This window comes from Prosthecobacter fusiformis (assembly GCF_004364345.1).
In the GTDB taxonomy this organism is placed as follows: Bacteria; Verrucomicrobiota; Verrucomicrobiia; order Verrucomicrobiales; family Verrucomicrobiaceae; genus Prosthecobacter; species Prosthecobacter fusiformis.
Window position 1 is genome coordinate 1 of sequence record NZ_SOCA01000006.1, and the last position, 18,005, is coordinate 18,005.

The 18,005-nt window shown below is 56.9% G+C and carries 14 protein-coding genes; 9 read left to right on the plus strand and 5 right to left on the minus strand.

What is annotated here, in order from left to right:
• Nucleotides 1-451: 451 nt before the first annotated feature.
• On the minus strand, nucleotides 452-925 hold the full coding sequence (locus tag EI77_RS15215; protein ID WP_133796150.1) for an RNA recognition motif domain-containing protein: 474 nt from the start codon (nucleotides 923-925) through the stop codon (nucleotides 452-454).
• Between the two features lie 238 nt (nucleotides 926-1,163).
• Here EI77_RS15215 and EI77_RS15220 point away from each other — a divergent pair, with 238 nt between their 5' ends.
• Entirely contained in the window at nucleotides 1,164-1,919 is a 756-nt protein-coding gene (locus EI77_RS15220) for an RluA family pseudouridine synthase (RefSeq protein WP_133796151.1), read from the plus strand.
• An 18-nt stretch (nucleotides 1,920-1,937) separates the two neighbouring features.
• Here EI77_RS15220 and EI77_RS15225 read toward each other — a convergent pair whose 3' ends face one another.
• Nucleotides 1,938-3,659 (minus strand): peptide ABC transporter substrate-binding protein, encoded by a 1,722-nt coding sequence (locus EI77_RS15225; RefSeq protein WP_208300370.1) that lies wholly within the window; start codon nucleotides 3,657-3,659, stop codon nucleotides 1,938-1,940.
• A 403-nt stretch (nucleotides 3,660-4,062) separates the two neighbouring features.
• Here EI77_RS15225 and EI77_RS15230 point away from each other — a divergent pair, with 403 nt between their 5' ends.
• The 5 genes from EI77_RS15230 to EI77_RS15250 are packed head-to-tail and all read left to right on the plus strand — an operon-like array spanning nucleotide 4,063 to nucleotide 10,713.
• Nucleotides 4,063-5,319: an ABC transporter permease gene (locus tag EI77_RS15230; protein WP_133796153.1), complete on the plus strand. Its 1,257-nt coding sequence runs from the start codon at nucleotides 4,063-4,065 to the stop codon at nucleotides 5,317-5,319.
• Nucleotides 5,320-5,322: 3 nt separating this feature from the next.
• Nucleotides 5,323-6,840 carry an ABC transporter permease subunit gene (locus EI77_RS15235; RefSeq protein ID WP_133796154.1) on the plus strand — a complete coding sequence of 506 codons (1,518 nt, stop codon included), beginning with the start codon at nucleotides 5,323-5,325 and terminating at the stop codon, nucleotides 6,838-6,840.
• Nucleotides 6,840-8,762, plus strand: coding sequence for an extracellular solute-binding protein (locus EI77_RS15240; RefSeq protein ID WP_133796155.1), 1,923 nt, complete (start codon nucleotides 6,840-6,842; stop codon nucleotides 8,760-8,762). Before EI77_RS15235 ends, EI77_RS15240 begins: the two co-directional genes overlap by 1 nt.
• Nucleotides 8,762-9,748: an ABC transporter ATP-binding protein gene (locus EI77_RS15245; protein ID WP_133796156.1), complete on the plus strand. Its 987-nt coding sequence runs from the start codon at nucleotides 8,762-8,764 to the stop codon at nucleotides 9,746-9,748. Before EI77_RS15240 ends, EI77_RS15245 begins: the two co-directional genes overlap by 1 nt.
• Nucleotides 9,745-10,713: an ABC transporter ATP-binding protein gene (locus EI77_RS15250; RefSeq protein ID WP_133796157.1), complete on the plus strand. Its 969-nt coding sequence runs from the start codon at nucleotides 9,745-9,747 to the stop codon at nucleotides 10,711-10,713. The genes EI77_RS15245 and EI77_RS15250 overlap by 4 nt, the downstream gene beginning before the upstream one ends.
• Before the next feature lies 1 nt (nucleotide 10,714).
• Here EI77_RS15250 and EI77_RS15255 read toward each other — a convergent pair whose 3' ends face one another.
• The 3 genes from EI77_RS15255 to ilvC all read right to left on the minus strand — a co-directional run bounded on the left by EI77_RS15255 (nucleotide 10,715) and on the right by ilvC (nucleotide 16,110).
• Complete coding sequence (locus EI77_RS15255; RefSeq protein ID WP_133796158.1) at nucleotides 10,715-12,979, minus strand: transglycosylase domain-containing protein; 2,265 nt, start codon at nucleotides 12,977-12,979, stop codon at nucleotides 10,715-10,717.
• Between the two features lie 529 nt (nucleotides 12,980-13,508).
• Nucleotides 13,509-14,855, minus strand: coding sequence for an alkaline phosphatase family protein (locus EI77_RS15260; protein ID WP_133796159.1), 1,347 nt, complete (start codon nucleotides 14,853-14,855; stop codon nucleotides 13,509-13,511).
• 223 nt (nucleotides 14,856-15,078) lie between these two features.
• Nucleotides 15,079-16,110 carry a ketol-acid reductoisomerase gene (ilvC, locus tag EI77_RS15265; RefSeq protein WP_133796160.1) on the minus strand — a complete coding sequence of 344 codons (1,032 nt, stop codon included), beginning with the start codon at nucleotides 16,108-16,110 and terminating at the stop codon, nucleotides 15,079-15,081.
• A gap of 195 nt (nucleotides 16,111-16,305) precedes the next feature.
• Between ilvC and EI77_RS15270 the strand changes: the two genes are divergently transcribed.
• The 3 genes from EI77_RS15270 (at nucleotide 16,306) to EI77_RS15280 (ending at nucleotide 18,002) form a co-directional block, all read left to right on the plus strand.
• On the plus strand, nucleotides 16,306-16,845 hold the full coding sequence (locus tag EI77_RS15270) for an RrF2 family transcriptional regulator (protein WP_133796161.1): 540 nt from the start codon (nucleotides 16,306-16,308) through the stop codon (nucleotides 16,843-16,845).
• Between the two features lie 84 nt (nucleotides 16,846-16,929).
• Nucleotides 16,930-17,112: a YezD family protein gene (locus EI77_RS15275; protein ID WP_133796162.1), complete on the plus strand. Its 183-nt coding sequence runs from the start codon at nucleotides 16,930-16,932 to the stop codon at nucleotides 17,110-17,112.
• 122 nt (nucleotides 17,113-17,234) lie between these two features.
• The gene (locus EI77_RS15280) at nucleotides 17,235-18,002 is read left to right on the plus strand and encodes a M14 family zinc carboxypeptidase (protein WP_133796163.1); all 768 of its coding nucleotides are present in this window, start codon (nucleotides 17,235-17,237) and stop codon (nucleotides 18,000-18,002) included.
• Nucleotides 18,003-18,005 lie beyond the last annotated feature (3 nt).

The following is an 18,005-nucleotide window of genomic DNA, read 5'->3' on the forward strand; positions in this document are numbered from 1 at the left end:
AGAGGTATCGCTCAGCGCCCTGGGCTACAACATGCGCCGCGTTCTGAACATCGTCGGCACAGGGGAACTGATCAAACACCTCGGCAAACGGGCTGCGACCGCCGCCTGAGGAGGCAAAGGAGTGCCCAGGGAGAGGCAGTCAAAGCCGACCGGATGCGAAAAGGACGGCCAGTGGCTAAGAACCCAAAAGCGGCCTGGCCATCTAAAAATAAAATCCTCCTACCTTAGCCCCCTCTCCCGCATCCCAAAACCAGTCCTAGAGTTGCCCTGTTCACTTCTCAGCGAGTTTTGAAACAGTCTGGCCAGCAGGTGGGTCTGGTGGTCTAACGGCATCGCACCACCCATCCCCCACGCCCTGGCGCTGCACTACTCACTCACCCACCCACGAAAAAGGCGGAATCCTCAGGGATTCCGCCTTCAAAGTTTTCTGAGTGGCTAGGCCACAGAGCGATTACCAGCGTTCGCCGCCTTCGCCCTTGCCGCCGCGATCGCGATCCCAGCTCTTGCCGCCGCGACCACCGCCACCGCCGCCGCCGCCACCGTAGCCGCCACGGCCACCGCCGCCGCCGCCACCACCGCCGCTGTAGCCACCACGGCCACCGCCGCCGCCACCACCGCCGCCGCCGTAACCGCCACGGCTGCCGCCGCCACCACCGCCACCGAAGGCAGGGCGCTCTTCTTTCGGACGGGCTTCATTGATCGTCAGGGAGCGACCACCGAAGTCTTTGCCGTTCAGGCCAGTGATGGCTGCCGTCATGGCTTCCGGTGTGTCCATGCTGACGAAGGCGAACCCACGTGGGCGACCGCTCTCACGGTCCATCGGCAGGAAGACATCGGTAACGCCGCCGAATTGGGCAAAGAGATCGCGCAGATCTACATCGGTGGCACTGAAGGGGAGGTTCCCCACATACATTTTCGTATTCATTTCGGTAATAACTGAGTGGTCACTGAATTATGATCAGCCAGAACCCTCACCGACGAAACATTCACCTGATGAACTTCTGGACCTAACCCTCAAACAGGTGGACGCATCGGAGGTGTTGCAGAGCCAGGGTTCAATTGCAAGTCCTTTTCTTGCCTGCACGAGACTTTAAATTTTTTAAGGAGGGCGTGCAATTTGCCCACCATGCACCTCCGCTTACCTGTGCTATCCTTGTCTTTTTGTGCTCCACGCTGTTAACCCAGACTTCACTCTCTTGGATGAAACCGACGATTACATCGTCGTGGATAAACCTGCCCCTTTGCAGGTACATCCCAGCACCCCCAATGGCACTTGGACGCTCTGGCACGGCCTCAATGAACTGCTCGCTTATGAGATGGCCAATGGCGGTCAAATCTCCATCATCAACCGGCTGGACCGCGAGACCAGCGGCACCGTCCTGGTGGCGAAGAACCAGCCTGCGGCCCGCCGTTTCGGCATCGCCATGCAGGAGCGGCAGTTTCACAAGACCTACCTCGCCATCGTCCACGGCTGGCCAGAATGGGAGGAACTGGACCTCAACGCCCCAATTCTACGCAAAGGTGAGGTCGCCGAATCGCCTATCTGGGTGAAGCAAATCGTTCATCCCGATGGAGCCGCCTGCCAGACACGCTTCTGGTTATTCCAAAAGGTATCGCATCCTCAGGCTGGGCCGCTGGCATTGGTGGAGGCCGCGCCTGTCACTGGTCGCATGCACCAGATCCGTGTGCATTTAGCCCATCTCGGCCATCCCATTCTGGGGGATAAGATCTATGGGGCGGATGAGACCTGCTACCTGGATTTCATCCAGACCGGCTGGACTCCAGATTTGGAAAAGCGCCTCCACTTCTCCCGCCAGGCCCTGCATTCTCATCGGCTCGAGGTCCGCACGCCCGATTTTACCCACATCTGGCAGGCCTCACTCCCAGTGGAGATGCAGCGCTGGATATATCCTGACTAGATGCACCAGTGACGCACATCACTGCGGCTCCAGATACACAGCTTTGTAACAGCGATGCTCCAGGAGGGAAGACTTCAGTCCTTTCACTTCCGGTCGGCTCAGGTGCGCGCGCACATACCAGTAGAGCGGGATCATCGGCAACTCATCCAGCAGCAGCAGTTCAGCCTCCGTCAGCAGGGCCATGCGCCGGGTGCTTTCGCCTTCGCGCAGGGAGGCCTGCATCAGTTCATCGTAGCGGGCATTGCTCCAGCCCGTATTGTTATTGCCATCACCCGTCTGCCAGATGCTCAGAAAGGTATAGGGGTCCAGGTAATCGCCGATCCAGCCCGCCCGGCATACCTGGTAGTCCAGCGTGCGCTGGCTTTTCAGATACACGTTCCACTCCTCGTTTAGCACCCCCACCGGGATGTTCAGGTTCTTCTTCCACATCTCCTGGATGGCCTCGCCGATGGTGCGGTGGGATTCCAGGGTGTTGATCAGGATATCAAACTTGGGGAACCCTTGGCCATTGGGAAACCCCGCCTCCGCCAGCAGGCGACGCGCTTCCTCAGGGTCATATTTCAGCACCCCCGGCGTCTCGTAGCCTTCGCCTGCACCCGGCGGCGTGAAGCCCACCGCAGGCTTTTGCCCACCACGCAGCACATTGCGGATCAATGTTTCCTGGTCCACCGCCAGCGTCAGCGCCTTGCGCACACGCTTATCGTTAAAGGGCGGCTTCGTCACATTGATGCGGTAAAAATACGTGCCCAGCATCGGATCGATGTGGAAGACTTCCGGCTCCTTTTCACGGTAGTAGTCCAGCTTGGACAGGGGCACCGTGTTCGTCGCATGGATCTGCCCATCGCGAAAAGCCCGTTCCTCCGTCGCATCACTGACGATGGGGATGAACTGGATCTCATTCAGTTTCACGATGCCTGCATCCCAGTAGAGCGGATTCCGCTCCACGGTGATGGAGTGGGTATAGCGCCATTCTTTGAGCTTGAACGGGCCATTGCCCACGAGGTTTCCCACTCGCGTCCACTGGGTATCCCGGTCAGTCATTTTGCCAAATCGCTCGATCACGTGCCTCGGCACAGGATGCCAGGAGTAATGCTTCAGCATCGAGGGCAGATAGGGTGCAGGTCCTTTGAGGATGATCTGCAAAGTGTGATCATCCAGCGCCTTGGCACCCACTTGCGTGAAATCTTTGACCTCCCCTTTATTGAACTCCTCCGCATTCAGCATGGGGTAGAGCATGGGCGCATACGGCCCCGCCAGTGCCGGGGTCAGGATGCGTTGAAAGGAGAATAAAAAATCAGCAGCCGTCAGCGGCGTGCCATCACTCCACCGCCCCTCCTTGCGCAGGTGAAAGGTCCAGGTGATGAAATCCTGCGTTTCCCAGTGCGTGGCCGCTCCCGGGCCATTCGCATCTGGATCTTCAGGCGTCGTCGCCACCAGTCCCTCGAAAAGCGCGTCAAAGAGATGATGCTCCGGCACGCCTGTGGCCAGTTGTGGGTCCATCGTTTCCGGCTCGGCCCCGTTGGCGATGATGAGGATGCCCTTTTCTGTAGCCTCGGTGATGCGGGTCGGCCGATGGTTGCGCGATTGATGGAACGCAAACACCGCCCCGATCAGGCCGGTCAAAATCAAAGCTCGTGTGATCCAGGCGCGCATGGTTTCCCCAGCGTGCTGGACACGCCCTAGCTTGTCAATCCCCCAGACCTCTCCCGAGTAGCGGAAATGCATGGGCAGCCAGGTCACGCTCAGCGCCTTTTTTCATTTGGGTTAAATAATGGGATATGATAGTATATAATAGCGTGCCTGTTCCCATTCCAGATACTGCTCCCGGTTTTCCCCATCCATCCCCCCATGGGGAAATGCATCCCCATGAAATCCCCATCGTAATTCTTTCATTATCAATGGGATGAAGCCAAAAATGCCCACATGAGGAAAATTTCAAATGTATCCCCATATCCCCCGATACCCTTGTTTTGTTGAGTTCCTCGATTGAATGAAAAAGCCATAAGAGCTGTCTGAACTGCCACACCTCGTCTGCGCCCCTTATTCCATGGCTTATGCTCCTTATTCCTCCAGTCTTCAGGCATTCTTTGGCAGAAGTTCTTGAGCATTCCGGCGTATTGTCTGACTGTTAAGCTCCCACTTCATGCGCGACTATTTCATCCGACGCTTTTTGCTCATCCTCCCGACGCTGATCGGGGCGACGATGGTGGTGTACTTCATCACCCGCATGGCCCCCGGAGGCCCGGTCGAAGCGATGATGCGGAATTCCATGGCCCTTTCTGCCAACCGCAGCATGAAGGACGCCGGGGGTTCCCTCAGTGAGGAGCAGAAGGAGCAGATCAAGGCCCGCTTTAAGCTCGATAAACCTTACTTGATCGGGTACCTCATGTGGCTCGGGGCTTTGCCAGATGAACTGGATAAACGCTTCATCAAATTTGAGGAGGGGAAGGATTCCGCACCGCTGACACTAAAATCTCTCCTGCCCAAGTCTGAGTGGAAAACGAACAATGCCTATCGTGTCATCCAGGCCACCGTCTCCCGTGATGGATCATTGAAGGATGAGCAGGGAAAAACGGTAGATGGATGGAAGGTCACACTGGAACCTGAAAAGCAGCGTGCGGTCATCTTTCGGCCCCAGTTTGATGGCCTTCTACAAGGTTCCTTTGGTTACTCCCTGCGCTACAATGACAGCGTCTGGACCATGATCGTGGAGCGCATGCCTATTTCCATTTTCTTCGGCCTGGCCTCCTTTCTGATCATGTATTCAGTGTGCCTCCCTTTGGGCGTGCTGAAGGCCATCAAGCATCGGACCTTCATTGATAATGCCTCCTCTTTGCTGATCTTTGGTGCATACGCCATTCCATCCTTTGCCCTGGGCAGTGTATTGGTGGTTTACGTCGCCGCCCGTTGGGGCTGGTTTCCCTCCGGTGGTTTCACCAGTGAGAACTTTGCCGACCTCGGCCTGTTCGCCAAAGTCTTGGATTTGCTGCATCACGCAGCCCTGCCTCTGCTTTGCTACATCATTGGCAGCTTTGCCCTGCTGACCATGATGATGAAAAACAACCTCATGGATAATCTCGCGGCCGATTATGTCCGCACCGCGATAGCCAAAGGAGCCGGTTTTAAACGTGCCGTGCTTCACCATGCGCTGCGGAATTCACTCATCCCTGTGGCCAGTACCCTGGGCGGTGTCGTGATGATCTTTGTGGGCGGCTCCGTACTTATCGAGCGTATTTTTGACATCAATGGTCTGGGCATGCTGCATTTCCAGGCCGTGCTGGACCGGGACATCACCCTCATGATGGGCCTGCTGACCGTGGACGTCTTTTTGATCATGATCGGTAACATCCTGTCCGATTACTTTGTGGCCCTGGCCGATCCCCGCATCCGCTTTGACTGACGCATGACCCCGCGCACCCTTGGCATCGCCCTCACGATTTTCGCCTTCCTGGCAGCCTTGTTCCGCTGGCTGGGATTTCTTGTGCCCGTGTTCAAGCTGCCCTTTCTCGGCGGTGCCTGGGCAGGCTGGATTTTGGTCAGCTTATGCGGCCTCGCTGGCTTGAGGCTTTTGCTCAAAGGCCAGCGGGAGTGGCAGTTCAGCCCACTCACCCTGAAGCAGTTCCGCCGCTTCCGTTCCCTCCGGCGCGGTTACATTTCCTTCCTCATCCTGCTATCTCTCGCGGGGGGTGCCGCTTTGGACAATCTCATCGTCGGTAAGCGTGCCCTTGTCGTCAGCCATGCAGGCAGTCTCTACTTTCCTTTTCTGCGCAGTGATGTCATTCCGGGGAAAACCTTTGGCCTGGAATACGATGCGGAAACCAACTACCGCGAGCTGAAGCGTGTGTTTGAAAAAGAGGACAAGGGCTGGGTGCTTCTGCCTCCAGTGCCCTATGCACCTTCTTTGGATTCGGAGGACATCATTGAGACATTGGAAAAGCGCACCGATGGCCAGGTTTACCAGGCTGGGTCCAAGGAGGCTTTCAATGGCCGGGCCTACACTGTTTTCAAATCCAAGCCGGAACAAAAACGCCAGGAGTTCACCTACCGTGCCGGATTGCTTCAGGGGGAAATGCGCGGCTGGGATGCCGAAGGGGAGCAGGTGGAACGAGCCCGATATGACCATGGTCAACGTGTCGAATTCACCGACTACACACTTGAAAAAACGGTGGACTCGCTCACTGCCGAGGCAGGGCCGGATCTGCTGACGATCATTTATCCGCCTTCACCGCCATCGTGGAGCCAAGGGCATTATCTGGGCACGAATGCCTCCGGGTTGGATGTGCTCGCCGTTTTGTATGGTGGCCTTCAGCAGGCATTGATTGCAGCCACCTTGTTTGTGACCTTCGTGTTTGTGGTCGGCATTTTTGTCGGTGGGGTGGCGGGTTACTTTGGGGGCTGGCTGGATCTCATCGCCCAGCGCCTCATCGAAATTTGGGGTGTATTGCCTTTCCTATTCGTCGTGATGATTGTCAGCTCCTTGATCCAGCCCACCCTGGTCATCCTGGTGGGCATCATTGCCATGTTTGGCTGGATGGGCACAGCCACTTACCTGCGCACCGCCACCTATCGGGAAAAAGCGCGGGATTATGTGGCTTCGGCCAGGTTGCTCGGGGCCAGCACGGGACGTGTGCTCTTTAAGCATATCCTGCCCAATACCATCGCCATTCTCGTCACCCTCGCCCCATTTGAAATCGCCGGCGTGATCACCTCCCTGGCCGCCCTCGATTTCCTGGGCTTTGGCCTACCGCCGGAGGTTCCAAGCTGGGGTCGCCTGCTGCATGAAGGTACGGAAAGCTTCAATTATCCCTGGATCGTTAGTGCAGCTTTCTCCGCCATGGTCGGCACTTTGATTTTGGTCACCTTTGTGGGTGAGGCTGTGCGTGAGGCCTTCGATCCGAAGAAATTTACCACTTACAGGTGATGAGCTTTTTACCTTCCATTCTCCGGGTCTCGTGCCTGGCCCTTCTGCTGGGTGCACCGGCCGTCCTGGCCGATGACGACCGCTTTCCGCCTTATGATAACACTGAGGAAGTGAAGGCTTTCTGGGCCTCAAAGCCAGACTTTTTTCAGTGGAAGACTCCTGCGGACCTGCCCGCAGATTTGAAGTGGGAAAACGGCGCAGACCTGCCAGAAATGGGAGATCCTGCGGCTAAAAAAGGCGGCGTGTTTCATGATCAGATTGACGGTTATCCCGCCACCTTTAGGTTCATCGGCCCGGATGCCAACGGCTCCTTCCGTGGCGAGCACTGGGACAACATTTATGTCTGGATTGTCCAGCCGCACATGAACGTCAGCGGCTGGGTGCCGGGCATTGCGGATGAATGGGCCATCTCTCCCGACAAGCGAACCATCTACTTTAAGCTGGACCCGAAGGCGACTTATTCGGATGGCGTGCCCATCACGGTGGAGGACTTCTTCATGACGTTCTTCATCATGCTCAGCCCGAATATCCAGGACCCTTGGTATAACGATTATTACTCCAAGGAGTTCACGGCCATCACGAAGTATGATGACCACACTTTTGCATTCACCATTCCTGAGCCGAAGCCGGATCCCCTTTGGTATGTGGGTGACTTTCCACCCTGCCCAAGACACTTTTTCAAAGAGTTTACAGATGACTTTCCTGCCCGCTATCAATGGCGGAAATCTCCCACCACCGGGGCTTATGAAATCTATCCTGAAGGAATGAAAAAGGGCCGTAGTGTCACCCTTTCTCGGGTGAAAAACTGGTGGGCCAAGGATAAGAAGCACTATCGCTACCGCTTCAATCCGGACTTTATCGAATACAAAGTCATCGGCAGCATGGACAAGGCCTTTGAGATGTTCCGCCAGGGGCAGATTGACTGGTTCGCCATGGGCCTGCCGCGCTATTGGTATGACAAGGCTGAAATCCCGGAGATCTACAATGGCTACATTGAGAGGCAGATTTTTTTCAATGACTATCCGCGTATCTCGCGCGGCATTTACATCAATCAAAGGAATCCTCCTTTGGACAATCTGGATGTGCGCATCGGTATCGCTCATGCCCTGAATTTCCAAAAGGTGATCGAGGTGGATTTTCGCGGGGATTACGTGCGCATGCGCAATACCTCAGCGGGTTTTGGCCGTTTCACCAACACCAATGTCCGCCCTCGGGAATACGATGTGGTGAAGGCGCGGCAGGCTTTTGCCAAAGGTGGTTTTGCTACTGCTGGCCGGGATGGCGTGCTGGTGAATTCGCAGGGGAAACGCCTCTCCGTGACACTGTCCCTTCCGCAAGGTCCCTTTGGCCCCATCGCTCTCCGTTTGAAGGAGGAGGCTTTGAGGGCTGGCCTCGAAATCATTGTTGAGGAAATGGACTTCACTCAGCTCATGAAAAAAAGTGATCAAAAGAATCACGAACTCATCTTCGCCGGTTTTGGAGCCACACTGCCCTACCCACGTTTTTGGGAGAATTACCATTCCTCCAATGCCTGGAAGGTTGAGCCTGACGGCAGCAAGAAAATCGTACCTGATACCAATAACTTAACGATGACCGCAGACCCTGAAATGGACGTGATCATTGACCAGCAGCGCAAGGCACAAACGGAAGATGAAGTGGAGCGCCTGAGTTGGAAATTGCAGGAGATGGTGGAAGAAAAATGTGTGTCCATCCCTGCCTGGGAATCGCCTTCCTATCGTTTCGGATACTGGCGCTGGATCAAGTGGCCCAAGGACGGCAATTTCAAAAACAGCCAGTTACCCATGGATACACATGTCCATTGGATCGACGAGGCAGTGAAGGAAGAGACGCTGGAGGCGCGGCGTGAAGGCAAATCCTTCGGTGAAACCATCCGTGTCTTTGACCAATACAAACAGAACTGATGAGCTCCGTGGACACCATTTTACAGGTCGAAAACCTTGTCACCGCATTCGACACGGATGCCGGGCGGATGACGGCGGTGGATGGCATCAGCTTTGAAGTGCCGCGCGGGAAAACTCTAGGGATTGTCGGCGAGTCTGGCTGTGGCAAAAGTGTGACCGCTTTTTCCATCACCCGACTGCTTCCCCAGCCTCATGGAAAGATCCTGGGCGGTAGCATCCGCTTTGAAGGAAAGGATCTCATCAACCTGCCTCTGGATGAAATGCGCAATGTGCGCGGCAACGAGATCAGCATGATTTTCCAGGAGCCGATGACCGCGCTGAACCCGGTGCAGACCGTGGGCCGCCAGTTGGGCGAGGCTATCCTCTTGCATGACAAATGCAGTAAGGCAGAGGTCCTTTCCCGTAGCTTGGACATGATGAAAAAGGTGCGCATACCCGCTCCTGAAACCCGTCTGGGTGAGTATCCTCACCAGCTTAGCGGCGGTATGCGCCAGCGTGTGATGATCGCCATGGCATTGATTAATAAACCGAAGTTGCTCATCGCGGATGAGCCGACGACGGCGCTGGATGTGACGGTGCAGGCCCAGATCCTGGCGCTCATTGCGGATCTGCAAAAGGAGATGGGCATGAGTGTCGTGCTTATCACCCATGACCTCGGCGTCATCGCGGAAGTATGCGATGAAGTGGCCGTGATGTATGCCGGACGTATCGTGGAAAGAGCGAATGTATTCGATCTGTTCGCGAATCCCCGTCATGCCTATACTCAGGGTCTGCTGGAGAGCATACCCCGCCTGGACAGCCGCCCCAAGACCCTTCTGAAAGCCATCCGTGGCAATGTCCCCGGTATCGCTGACTTCCAGCCTGGTTGCCGTTTCGCTGAACGTTCAGGCCGTGAACACCGGACGGAGCATCTGCATACTCGTCCTCCATTTGTTGAGATCTCGCCTAACCACTGGGTTGAAAACTGCCCCATCTGCGTCGCATGAGCCTTCTTACCGTCAAAAATCTCCAGCAGCATTTCCCCGTCCGTGGCGGAGTGCTCCGGCGTTCCGTAGCCTCCTGCAAAGCGGTGGATGGCGTCAGCTTTTCCCTGGCGGCTGGCGAGACGCTCGGGCTGGTGGGTGAATCCGGTTGTGGCAAAACCACTTTGGGCAAAGCTATCGTGCGTCTGCTGAAACCCACTGCCGGGACCATCGAATTTGAAGGCAGAGACATCACTACTGCAAGCATGGGAGAGCTGCGCCCTGCCCGCCGTCACATGCAGATGATCTTTCAAGATCCAGCGGAGTCCCTAAACCCTCGCCACACAGTGCGGGACATTCTGGAGGAACCCTTCATTGTTCAGAAGATCGGCAGCAAAGAGGAACGCCGCCAATGGGTGGCTGACCTTTTGGACAAGGTGGGCCTCAGTGCCGCCTCAGCAGACCGTTTTCCCTTCGAGTTCAGCGGTGGTCAGCGCCAGCGCATCGGCATTGCCCGGGCCATTGCTTTGAAGCCGAAGCTCATCGTCTGTGACGAGCCGGTGTCCGCCCTGGATGTCTCAGTTCAAAGTCAGGTACTTAACCTTTTGTTAGACCTGCAACGTGACATGGGCCTCAGTTACCTCTTCATCGCCCACGGCCTGAGTGTCGTGAAGCACATGAGTGACCGCGTGGCGGTGATGTATCTGGGCAAGATCGTCGAACTGGCCCCGGCCGAGGAGCTATACCATCATCCGCGTCATGCCTATACCAAGGCCCTGCTGGATGCCATCCCGACTCCTGATCCATCCAAGCGGCATCCTTGCCGCCTGCTCCAGGGAGATGTGCCTTCCCCCATCAATCCTCCCGCCGGTTGTGCCTTTGGCCATCGCATGGGCCATCCCCGCTGGCAGGAGAGCGTGGGCATGGACCTGACTCTCAAAGAAGTCTCTCCTGGCCACTTCGTTCAGCCTTGTCCCTGCTGCAGCTGAGTTATTCGGGATGCACAATGATGTAGGTGCTTTGTCCCTGCCCAGTGGGGAGCATGGCCCGGAGTTCATGGCGACCGGGTATCAGTTCCACATAGGCTGTCGTACCATCCATTTGGATAGGCAAGGTCGCGCATTCCCAGGCCACTTCGCGGTGCGGAGTGGTTTCTAATAACAGGCGTCTTCCCCCTTGTGGCAGGTCGGGATCCAAGCGGACGACAGTACCAGGAATGGGGTTGGAGATACGCCAGGGACGCTCTTGCGCCGAGTCGTCGATAGCCACCAGATCGCCCATCCAGTTATCTGCACTTCGGACCCAGGTGGCATACTCAGGTCTGAGCAGAGCCCGGCCTCGGGTGTCATAATCCTCCGCACTGGCCGCAGGTGGCAGATGCTTGATGACGAAGATCTCCTCACGGCTGATCCGTGCGGGTGGTGACTGGGGCGTCAGGCGTTTGCCGGTGCGCGGATCTATACGGGCATGGATGAGTCCTGGCGGCTCCATATACCAGGTGACGCCGAAGCGGCTTTGAAGCTCGATGAATACATCCCGCCAGATGGGGGCGGCCCCGGTGACGCCGGAAACTTCCTGCATGGGGGTATTGTCAAAGTTACCTGCCCAGACAGCGACGGTGAATTCGGGGGTATACCCCACGCACCAGTTGTCCCGGTATGCAGTACTGGTGCCTGTCTTCACTGCCACCGGGAAAGGCAGGCGCAGGGGGGAATACTGGCCAAAGGTAAGCTGGCGGGCTTGGTTGTCGGAAAGGATACTGGCTATGATGTAACAGGAGGCTTCATCAAAGCGCCTCTTCGGTGGGGTATTCTCCGGCTGGGCTATAAGGGACCAGGGGCGGTCGATGCCGAGGCGTGCCAGGCAGGCATAGGCATTGGCCAGCTCGACCAGCCGGACGGGTGCATTGCCGATGGTGAGGCCTAGGCCATAGTGCTCCGCTGGTTCTGTGAGGGTAGTTAGGCCAAGGTCCTGCAGTTGCTTGAGCAAGGTATCCGTACCTCCGATACTGCTAAGCACCTTCACGGCGGAGATGTTCAGGCTGTTGCCCAATGCCTGACGATAGGTCACGGGACCGTATAGCTTATGTGCATAGTTTTCCGGGCGGTAGGTGCCTGTCGGGGTGGTGTATTCGATGGGCAGATCGGCCACGATGCTGGCGGCGGTGGCTCCGCGCTCCAGGGCCAGCAGGTAAGTGAAGGGCTTGATGGCGGAGCCCGGCGAATGCGGCACCCAAGCACCATTGATCTGCCCGCCATCGGTGGCAAAGAAGTCGCGGGAACCTGCGAGGGCCAGGACATGGCCGGTGGCATTTTCGATAACCACGGCGGCGGCTTGAGTGACATGCCGTTCCTTTAGCGCAGCCAGTCTCTGGGTTATGATCGTCTCGATCTGGCGTTGCAGGCCTGCATCCAAGGTGGTGACGGTAGTTTCGCGAGGTTCCGGGCGCAGCATTTCCACGGCATGAGGGGCCTCAAATCCACCATGGAAGCGGCTCAGTTTAAGAGGTTCCTTTTGGGCAACACGAAGCTGTTCCTCCGATAGCCAACCGAGTTCCCTCATCTTGCCCAGGATGCGTAACTGGCGAGGGCGGATGGCAGTCAGTTGGCGAAACGGATTGTAGCGTGTGGGGGATTGCGGGATGGCTGCGAGCAGGGCGCATTCAGCCGGGGTTAGATCGGCCAGTGGTTTGTAGAAGTATCCCTGGGCTGCACTGGCGCAGCCGGTGAGGAGATTGCCATAACTGATGCGGTTGAGGTATTCGGTGATGACCTGTTCCTTGCTCCATTGCATCGCCAGTCGCCTCGCTTGCAGGGCCTCGATCATTTTCACCTTGAGGGTGCGTTTGCCTGTACGTGCGGCGGCGACTTTGACCAGTTGCTGATGGACGGTGGAGGCACCGGAGACAATGCGGCGGCTGCTCAGATTATCCCTGGCCGCACGGCCAATGGCCAGCAGGTCCACACCACCATGGTCAAAGAAACGTTTGTCTTCAGCAGCTAGGGTGGCCTGAATCAGCCGTGTGGGGATTTCCTCAAAGCGCAGCACCTGGGCCACGCGGTCGCCTTTTTGGGTCAGCAGCATCCGCAGGGGGATGCCATCCTTGCTGAGGTATCGGGGGGATGGGGTTTGAGGGGTATTCAGTGCCTGCGGCAAAGGCAGCAGCCAAGGGAGGCCAAACCATACGCCCGCACCTGCTGCGAGGGTGATCAGCAGCAGCTTGAGAAGACGTTTGTGCCCGCGACGAATGGCCATGAAATGGAGCTTCTAAAGGTAACCCGATTTTCGGTTTTGGGTATGCGGTTTTCAGTTTTCTGGACGCCACGATTCCCCGCATAAATGCGTTACTTCGAACGCGGTGATTCGGAATACTCATTCCAAGATGAGCGGTTCATGTTGGTTGGATTCTGGCTGGTCAAAGCAGGGTCTTTGGTGTTTCGTCATCAGGAAAGGATATCCAGCTATGCTTCAAGGAAACTTGCCCCCTCATCGGCACTCCCATCAGGGAGCCAGCGTCTTCAAGAAGGTTCTCATCTCGATTGTCGTGATTGCGGCTGTGGGTTCGGCGGCTTTGTTTGTGAAAGTGGCCGTGAATCATGACCGAATGAGGCAGCAGCTTCGGGACGAAACCCCTGCCTTGATCAGGGAAAATCTCGAACTAATGGATCGTGGATCTTGATCCCCGCCTGGCTTGCAGGGAATGGAATCCTGGAAAGTAAGTTCGAAGTTTCCCAAGCACCGCATGAATGAGGTGCTCCTGAACGCCGAACTCTGAGACCGCTGCTTACTCCAGGATTTCTTCCAGCACTCGTCCATCCGGTGCTGGGAGGGTAATATCCAGCAGGCTAGCGATGGTGGGGGCGATGTCTAGGTTGGCCATTCTTGGAAGGACGATGCCTTTTTTAATGCCTTTGCCGGAGGCGATGAAGATGCCGTCCAGTTCGGGATCGGTGTTGGGATAGCCGTGGGTGCCGCCGTAGTCCACGCTTGGAGCGGTGACAGCATCACCTGCCGCGCCGTTGTTAAAGGCATACCCGGCTTTGGCATACAGGACCAAGTCTCCCATGCCCTGGTTTTCAGCGGGTGTCGGCATTCCCAGAGAAGGGCCGTCATTGCCGTCTATAACTCGGTCTACCCCTTCGGTGGTGGTGAATAGTTCCTTTAGCTTGGGCAGCAGCTCCGCCTTGCGGGCCGGGTCCAGCACATAGATGAAACAGAGGCCGCCCTGCGTCATGGCAGCGACCTCGCATTGGGTGATGGCATTGCCAAAGGCTTTGGAGTAACCGGCCTTTTTCAGGACCACATTGGGATAGACAAACTGGCTCACTTTTTTGAAGCCGTGGTCGGTGGCGATGATGAAGGTGGTCATGTCCGTCAGCCCAGCGTCCTTCACTGATTGCACAAGATCCCCGACCAGCCGGTCGGTATAGGCCAGGGCTGTGTAGCTGGCCATGTTGGCCGGGCCGTAACGGTGATGAGTGCCGTCCGTGTTCAGGGTGTGGTACAACATCAGGTTAGGCTTGTGCGTCTTGATGATGTGGCTGGCGGCACGGGTCCAGGTGAGGTCGTGCCAGGCCATATTCTTGCGCTGCGGTCCGGGGTTCATCCAGGTGATCTGCTCCTCCGTCAGCAGTCCGGCGGTGATCATCTCCTTCTCAATAGGTCGGTCCGCGCTGGGCAACTCGGAAAAGCTCCAGTTGATCGTTTCCGCATCCTTGATGGCCACCCAGTCCACCTCTGCCGTGGTGAGCCCGGCCTCATGGGCGACATCATAAAGAGTTGGCACGTGAACAAGGCGGTTCTTGTGCACCCAGGGTTCGATCTTCGGTGGTTTGTTGCCCTCTCCGCGCACCAGGAGGCCGTTGAAAAGGACGCCATGTTTTCTTGGGTTCACCCCGGTCACCATCGTGGTGTGGTTGATCCAGGTGATGGACGGATTGGAGACCGTCATCGCCTCCGTCTGCGCTCCCTCAGCGGCTAACTGGCGGAGGTTCGGGATCGCCAAGGAAGGGTCCTTCCACATCCATGCGGGGAATCCGTCCAGGCTGATGAGTACGACATGCTGGTTTTTGTCGGCTGCGGCGAGGGGGACCGTGAAACCGAGGGCGAGAAGCAGAAGGCGGAGGAGCATGAGGAGGGTACGGCGGGATGTGGACGACTCTTTTCTAGACCGGCTAAAGCCGGGACTACAGAGCGCCCAAAAAAAGGCACGGGACTTGGGGTCCCGTGCCTTGAAGTGTTTTTGGATGCGGACTGGGGCGTCCGCGCTCCGGGTGAGTGGGGGAATGCGGACGGGGGCGTCCGCGCTCCGGTTTAATGGGAGGCGAACGTTTTGGCGTGCGCGCTCCGGTTTATCACTCGTAGCTGGCTTGCTGGCCGCCTTTGAAGTCGCGCTTTTTGATCCACGGCATGAGGCTGCGGAGGCGGGCGCCGGTCTTCTCGATGGGGTGCTTCTCGCCGTCTTTGAGGAGTTGGTTGAAGGTCTTGTAACCGGTTTCGGTTTCTTTGATCCACTCTTTGGCGAACTTGCCGTTCTGGATCTCCTTCAGCGCGGCTTTCATGCGCTTCTTGACGCTGGCGTCGATGATCTTGGGTCCGACTTTGACGTCGCCCCACTTGGCGGTTTCGGAGATGGAGAAACGCATGCCGGCGATGCCGGATTCGTTCATGAGGTCAACGATGAGCTTGAGCTCATGGAGGCACTCGAAGTAGGCCATTTCAGGAGCGTAGCCGGCCTCGACCAGCACTTCGAAACCAGCCTGCACCAGGGCGCTGGTGCCGCCGCAAAGGACGGTCTGCTCACCGAAGAGGTCGGTCTCTGTTTCTTCCTGGAAGCTGGTCTGAAGGACGCCGCCACGGGTGCAACCGACGCCGTGTGCCCAGGCGAGGGCGATCTGCTTGGACTTCTTGGAAGGGTCCTGATAGATGGCGATGAGTCCTGGGACGCCTTTGCCTTCTGTGTACTGACGACGGACGATGTGACCTGGGCCTTTCGGGGCGACCATGATGACGTTCACGTCTGCTGGAGGAACGACGGTCTTGTAATGGATGGCGAAGCCGTGGCTGAAGAGGAGGGTCTTACCCTTGACCAGGTTTGGAGCGATGTCCTTTTCATACACACCGCCGATTTTGGTGTCGGGAACGGCCACGAAGATGACGTCGCCCAGTTTGACGGCTTCGGCTGTGTCATAGACCTTGAAGCCTTTTTCTTCAGCGACCTTGCGGCTTTTGCTGCCGGCATACAGACCGATGATGACGTTGACGCCGCTTTCCTTGAGGTTCAGGGCGTGCGCATGGCCCTGCGAGCCAAAGCCGATCACGGCGCAGGTTTTGCCTTTGAGAGGCGCCAGGCTGGCGTCTTTTTCAGTGTAGATTTTTGCGGGCATTAGTTGTGGGTCTGGTTAGAGGGCGCGCAGAGTGGTGCAACAGAGAGGGATGGTCAAGGAGGAGTTGACAGGCGGTTAGGCCGCTTGTGCGGGCGGCGGCGGGCAAATGGGCTGTGGGTGGCCGGTGTGTGGATGGCTGCAGGATTGGGTTAAAGTCATACTTGCCGGGTCTGAATTTCGCGTTAGATGATGCTCATGAGACTGACCAAACGTGGCGAATACGCTCTGCGAACGATGATCCGGCTCGGCGTGGCTGAGCGGAATGGTGAGGGGGTCATTTCGGTTTCATCATTGGCGGAGCAGGAGCACCTGCCGTTTAAGTTTTTGGAGGCGATTTTATTTGAGCTGAGAACGGCGGGCTATGTGGAAAGCCTGCGCGGCAAGCATGGGGGAGCTCGGCTGGCCAGGCCGATGAAGAGCATCAAGATGGGTGAAATCGTGCGTTTGATCGATGGCAAGCTGGCACCCATCGGCTGTGCGAGTGAGACGGAATATGAGAAGTGCACCTGCCCTGATGAGGAGCACTGCGGCCTGCGGATGCTGATGATCGATGTGCGCAATGCCATCGCGAATATTCTGGACCGCTACACGCTGGAGCATGTGGTGGAGGTGACTCTGCGGAAGCAGGAGCAATGCGGGACGGCGAAAAAGAAGGTGGCCAAAAAAGTGGTCGGCGCGCGGCATGCCGACCCAGCGGATGGGTTCCTGGCTGTTCTTTTGGACACGCCGGTGTGAGGGACTGAGCGGAGCAGAAATTTTTGCCACCGCTTTAATTCATACTTGCCAAGTGTAGATACTGAAGATAGGAATTGGGCGACTATGAGCCAAAACACATCAGAAGCAGAATTCGAATCATGGCTGGAGATCGTTCGCCAGAAGGTCGGGGCCATGCGTTTCGGCTCGGTGCAGATCATCGTCCATGAGGGGCGTGTGACGCAGGTGGAGAGCACGGAAAAAACGCGGCTGCCGAGTGAGGTGGTGCCGCTGAATGCAAAGAAGTAGCTCTATGAACACCTTGCAAAAGAATGCGGGCAAGAGTGCCCACGCTCCTCTAGAGCAGCAGCCTAGCATTGAGGCGGGCAAGAGTGCCCACTCTCAACTCTCAGCAGTCCGTCATTGATTTTATGAACACCTTTTCTAGCATTCATCTGGCGCGGAGTCGGCATACACCTTTGAGATCAGAGCCCTCCCGTCTTATTTTGGAAAGCCTGCCGCCGGAGCAGGGGATTTACATTCCGAAGATCGTCAGCAAGCCTTTGAAAAAGGGGCAGGGGTTTAAGTTCGGTGTCTTTGGCGGTATCCACGGTGACGAGGAGGCGGGGACGCTGGCCATCCAGGAGCTGATCCAATGGGCTGCGGAAAAGCCGGAGGAACTGCATGACTATGAACTGCACTTTTTCCCAATCTGCAATCCAACGGGGAGGAACCTGGGGATCCGATATAATCAGAACGGGCTGGATCTGAACCGGGAGTTTTGGTCGGGCTCCATTGAGCCGGAGATCATCTATCTGGAGAGTGAACTGCGCCGTGAGCAATACGATGGCATCATTGCCCTGCATGCGGATGATGACTCGGACGGTTGCTACGGATTCGTCCGCGGGGCGTTGCTGAGCGAGCATCTTTTGGAGCCTGCGCTAAAGGCGGCAAGTGATGAGCTGCCCCGGAATGTGCTGCCGATCATTGATGGCTTTCTGGCCTCCCAAGGCATCATCAAGGAAGGGTATAATGGCATTTTGAGTGCGCCGCCTGAGCAGCAGGTGAAGCCGCTGGAGATTGTCTTTGAAACGCCTGCCCTGGCACCGATGTACCAGCAGGTGAATGCGACGGTGGTGGCTGTGAAGACGATCCTGGCCGAATACCGCCAGCTCCAGGCTTATGCGCCTAACTTATAATCC

Bases quoted from the DNA above. Each gene is read 5' to 3' on its own strand.
- EI77_RS15215 (WP_133796150.1), bottom strand. From the start codon at position 925: ATGAATACGAAAATGTATGTGGGGAACCTCCCCTTCAGTGCCACCGAT.
- EI77_RS15230 (WP_133796153.1), top strand. From the start codon at position 4,063: ATGCGCGACTATTTCATCCGACGCTTTTTGCTCATCCTCCCGACGCTG.
- EI77_RS15235 (WP_133796154.1), top strand. From the start codon at position 5,323: ATGACCCCGCGCACCCTTGGCATCGCCCTCACGATTTTCGCCTTCCTG.
- EI77_RS15240 (WP_133796155.1), top strand. From the start codon at position 6,840: ATGAGCTTTTTACCTTCCATTCTCCGGGTCTCGTGCCTGGCCCTTCTG.
- EI77_RS15245 (WP_133796156.1), top strand. From the start codon at position 8,762: ATGAGCTCCGTGGACACCATTTTACAGGTCGAAAACCTTGTCACCGCA.
- EI77_RS15250 (WP_133796157.1), top strand. From the start codon at position 9,745: ATGAGCCTTCTTACCGTCAAAAATCTCCAGCAGCATTTCCCCGTCCGT.
- EI77_RS15255 (WP_133796158.1), bottom strand. From the start codon at position 12,979: ATGGCCATTCGTCGCGGGCACAAACGTCTTCTCAAGCTGCTGCTGATC.
- EI77_RS15260 (WP_133796159.1), bottom strand. From the start codon at position 14,855: ATGCTCCTCCGCCTTCTGCTTCTCGCCCTCGGTTTCACGGTCCCCCTC.
- ilvC (WP_133796160.1), bottom strand. From the start codon at position 16,110: ATGCCCGCAAAAATCTACACTGAAAAAGACGCCAGCCTGGCGCCTCTC.
- EI77_RS15270 (WP_133796161.1), top strand. From the start codon at position 16,306: ATGAGACTGACCAAACGTGGCGAATACGCTCTGCGAACGATGATCCGG.
- EI77_RS15275 (WP_133796162.1), top strand. From the start codon at position 16,930: ATGAGCCAAAACACATCAGAAGCAGAATTCGAATCATGGCTGGAGATC.
- EI77_RS15280 (WP_133796163.1), top strand. From the start codon at position 17,235: ATGAACACCTTTTCTAGCATTCATCTGGCGCGGAGTCGGCATACACCT.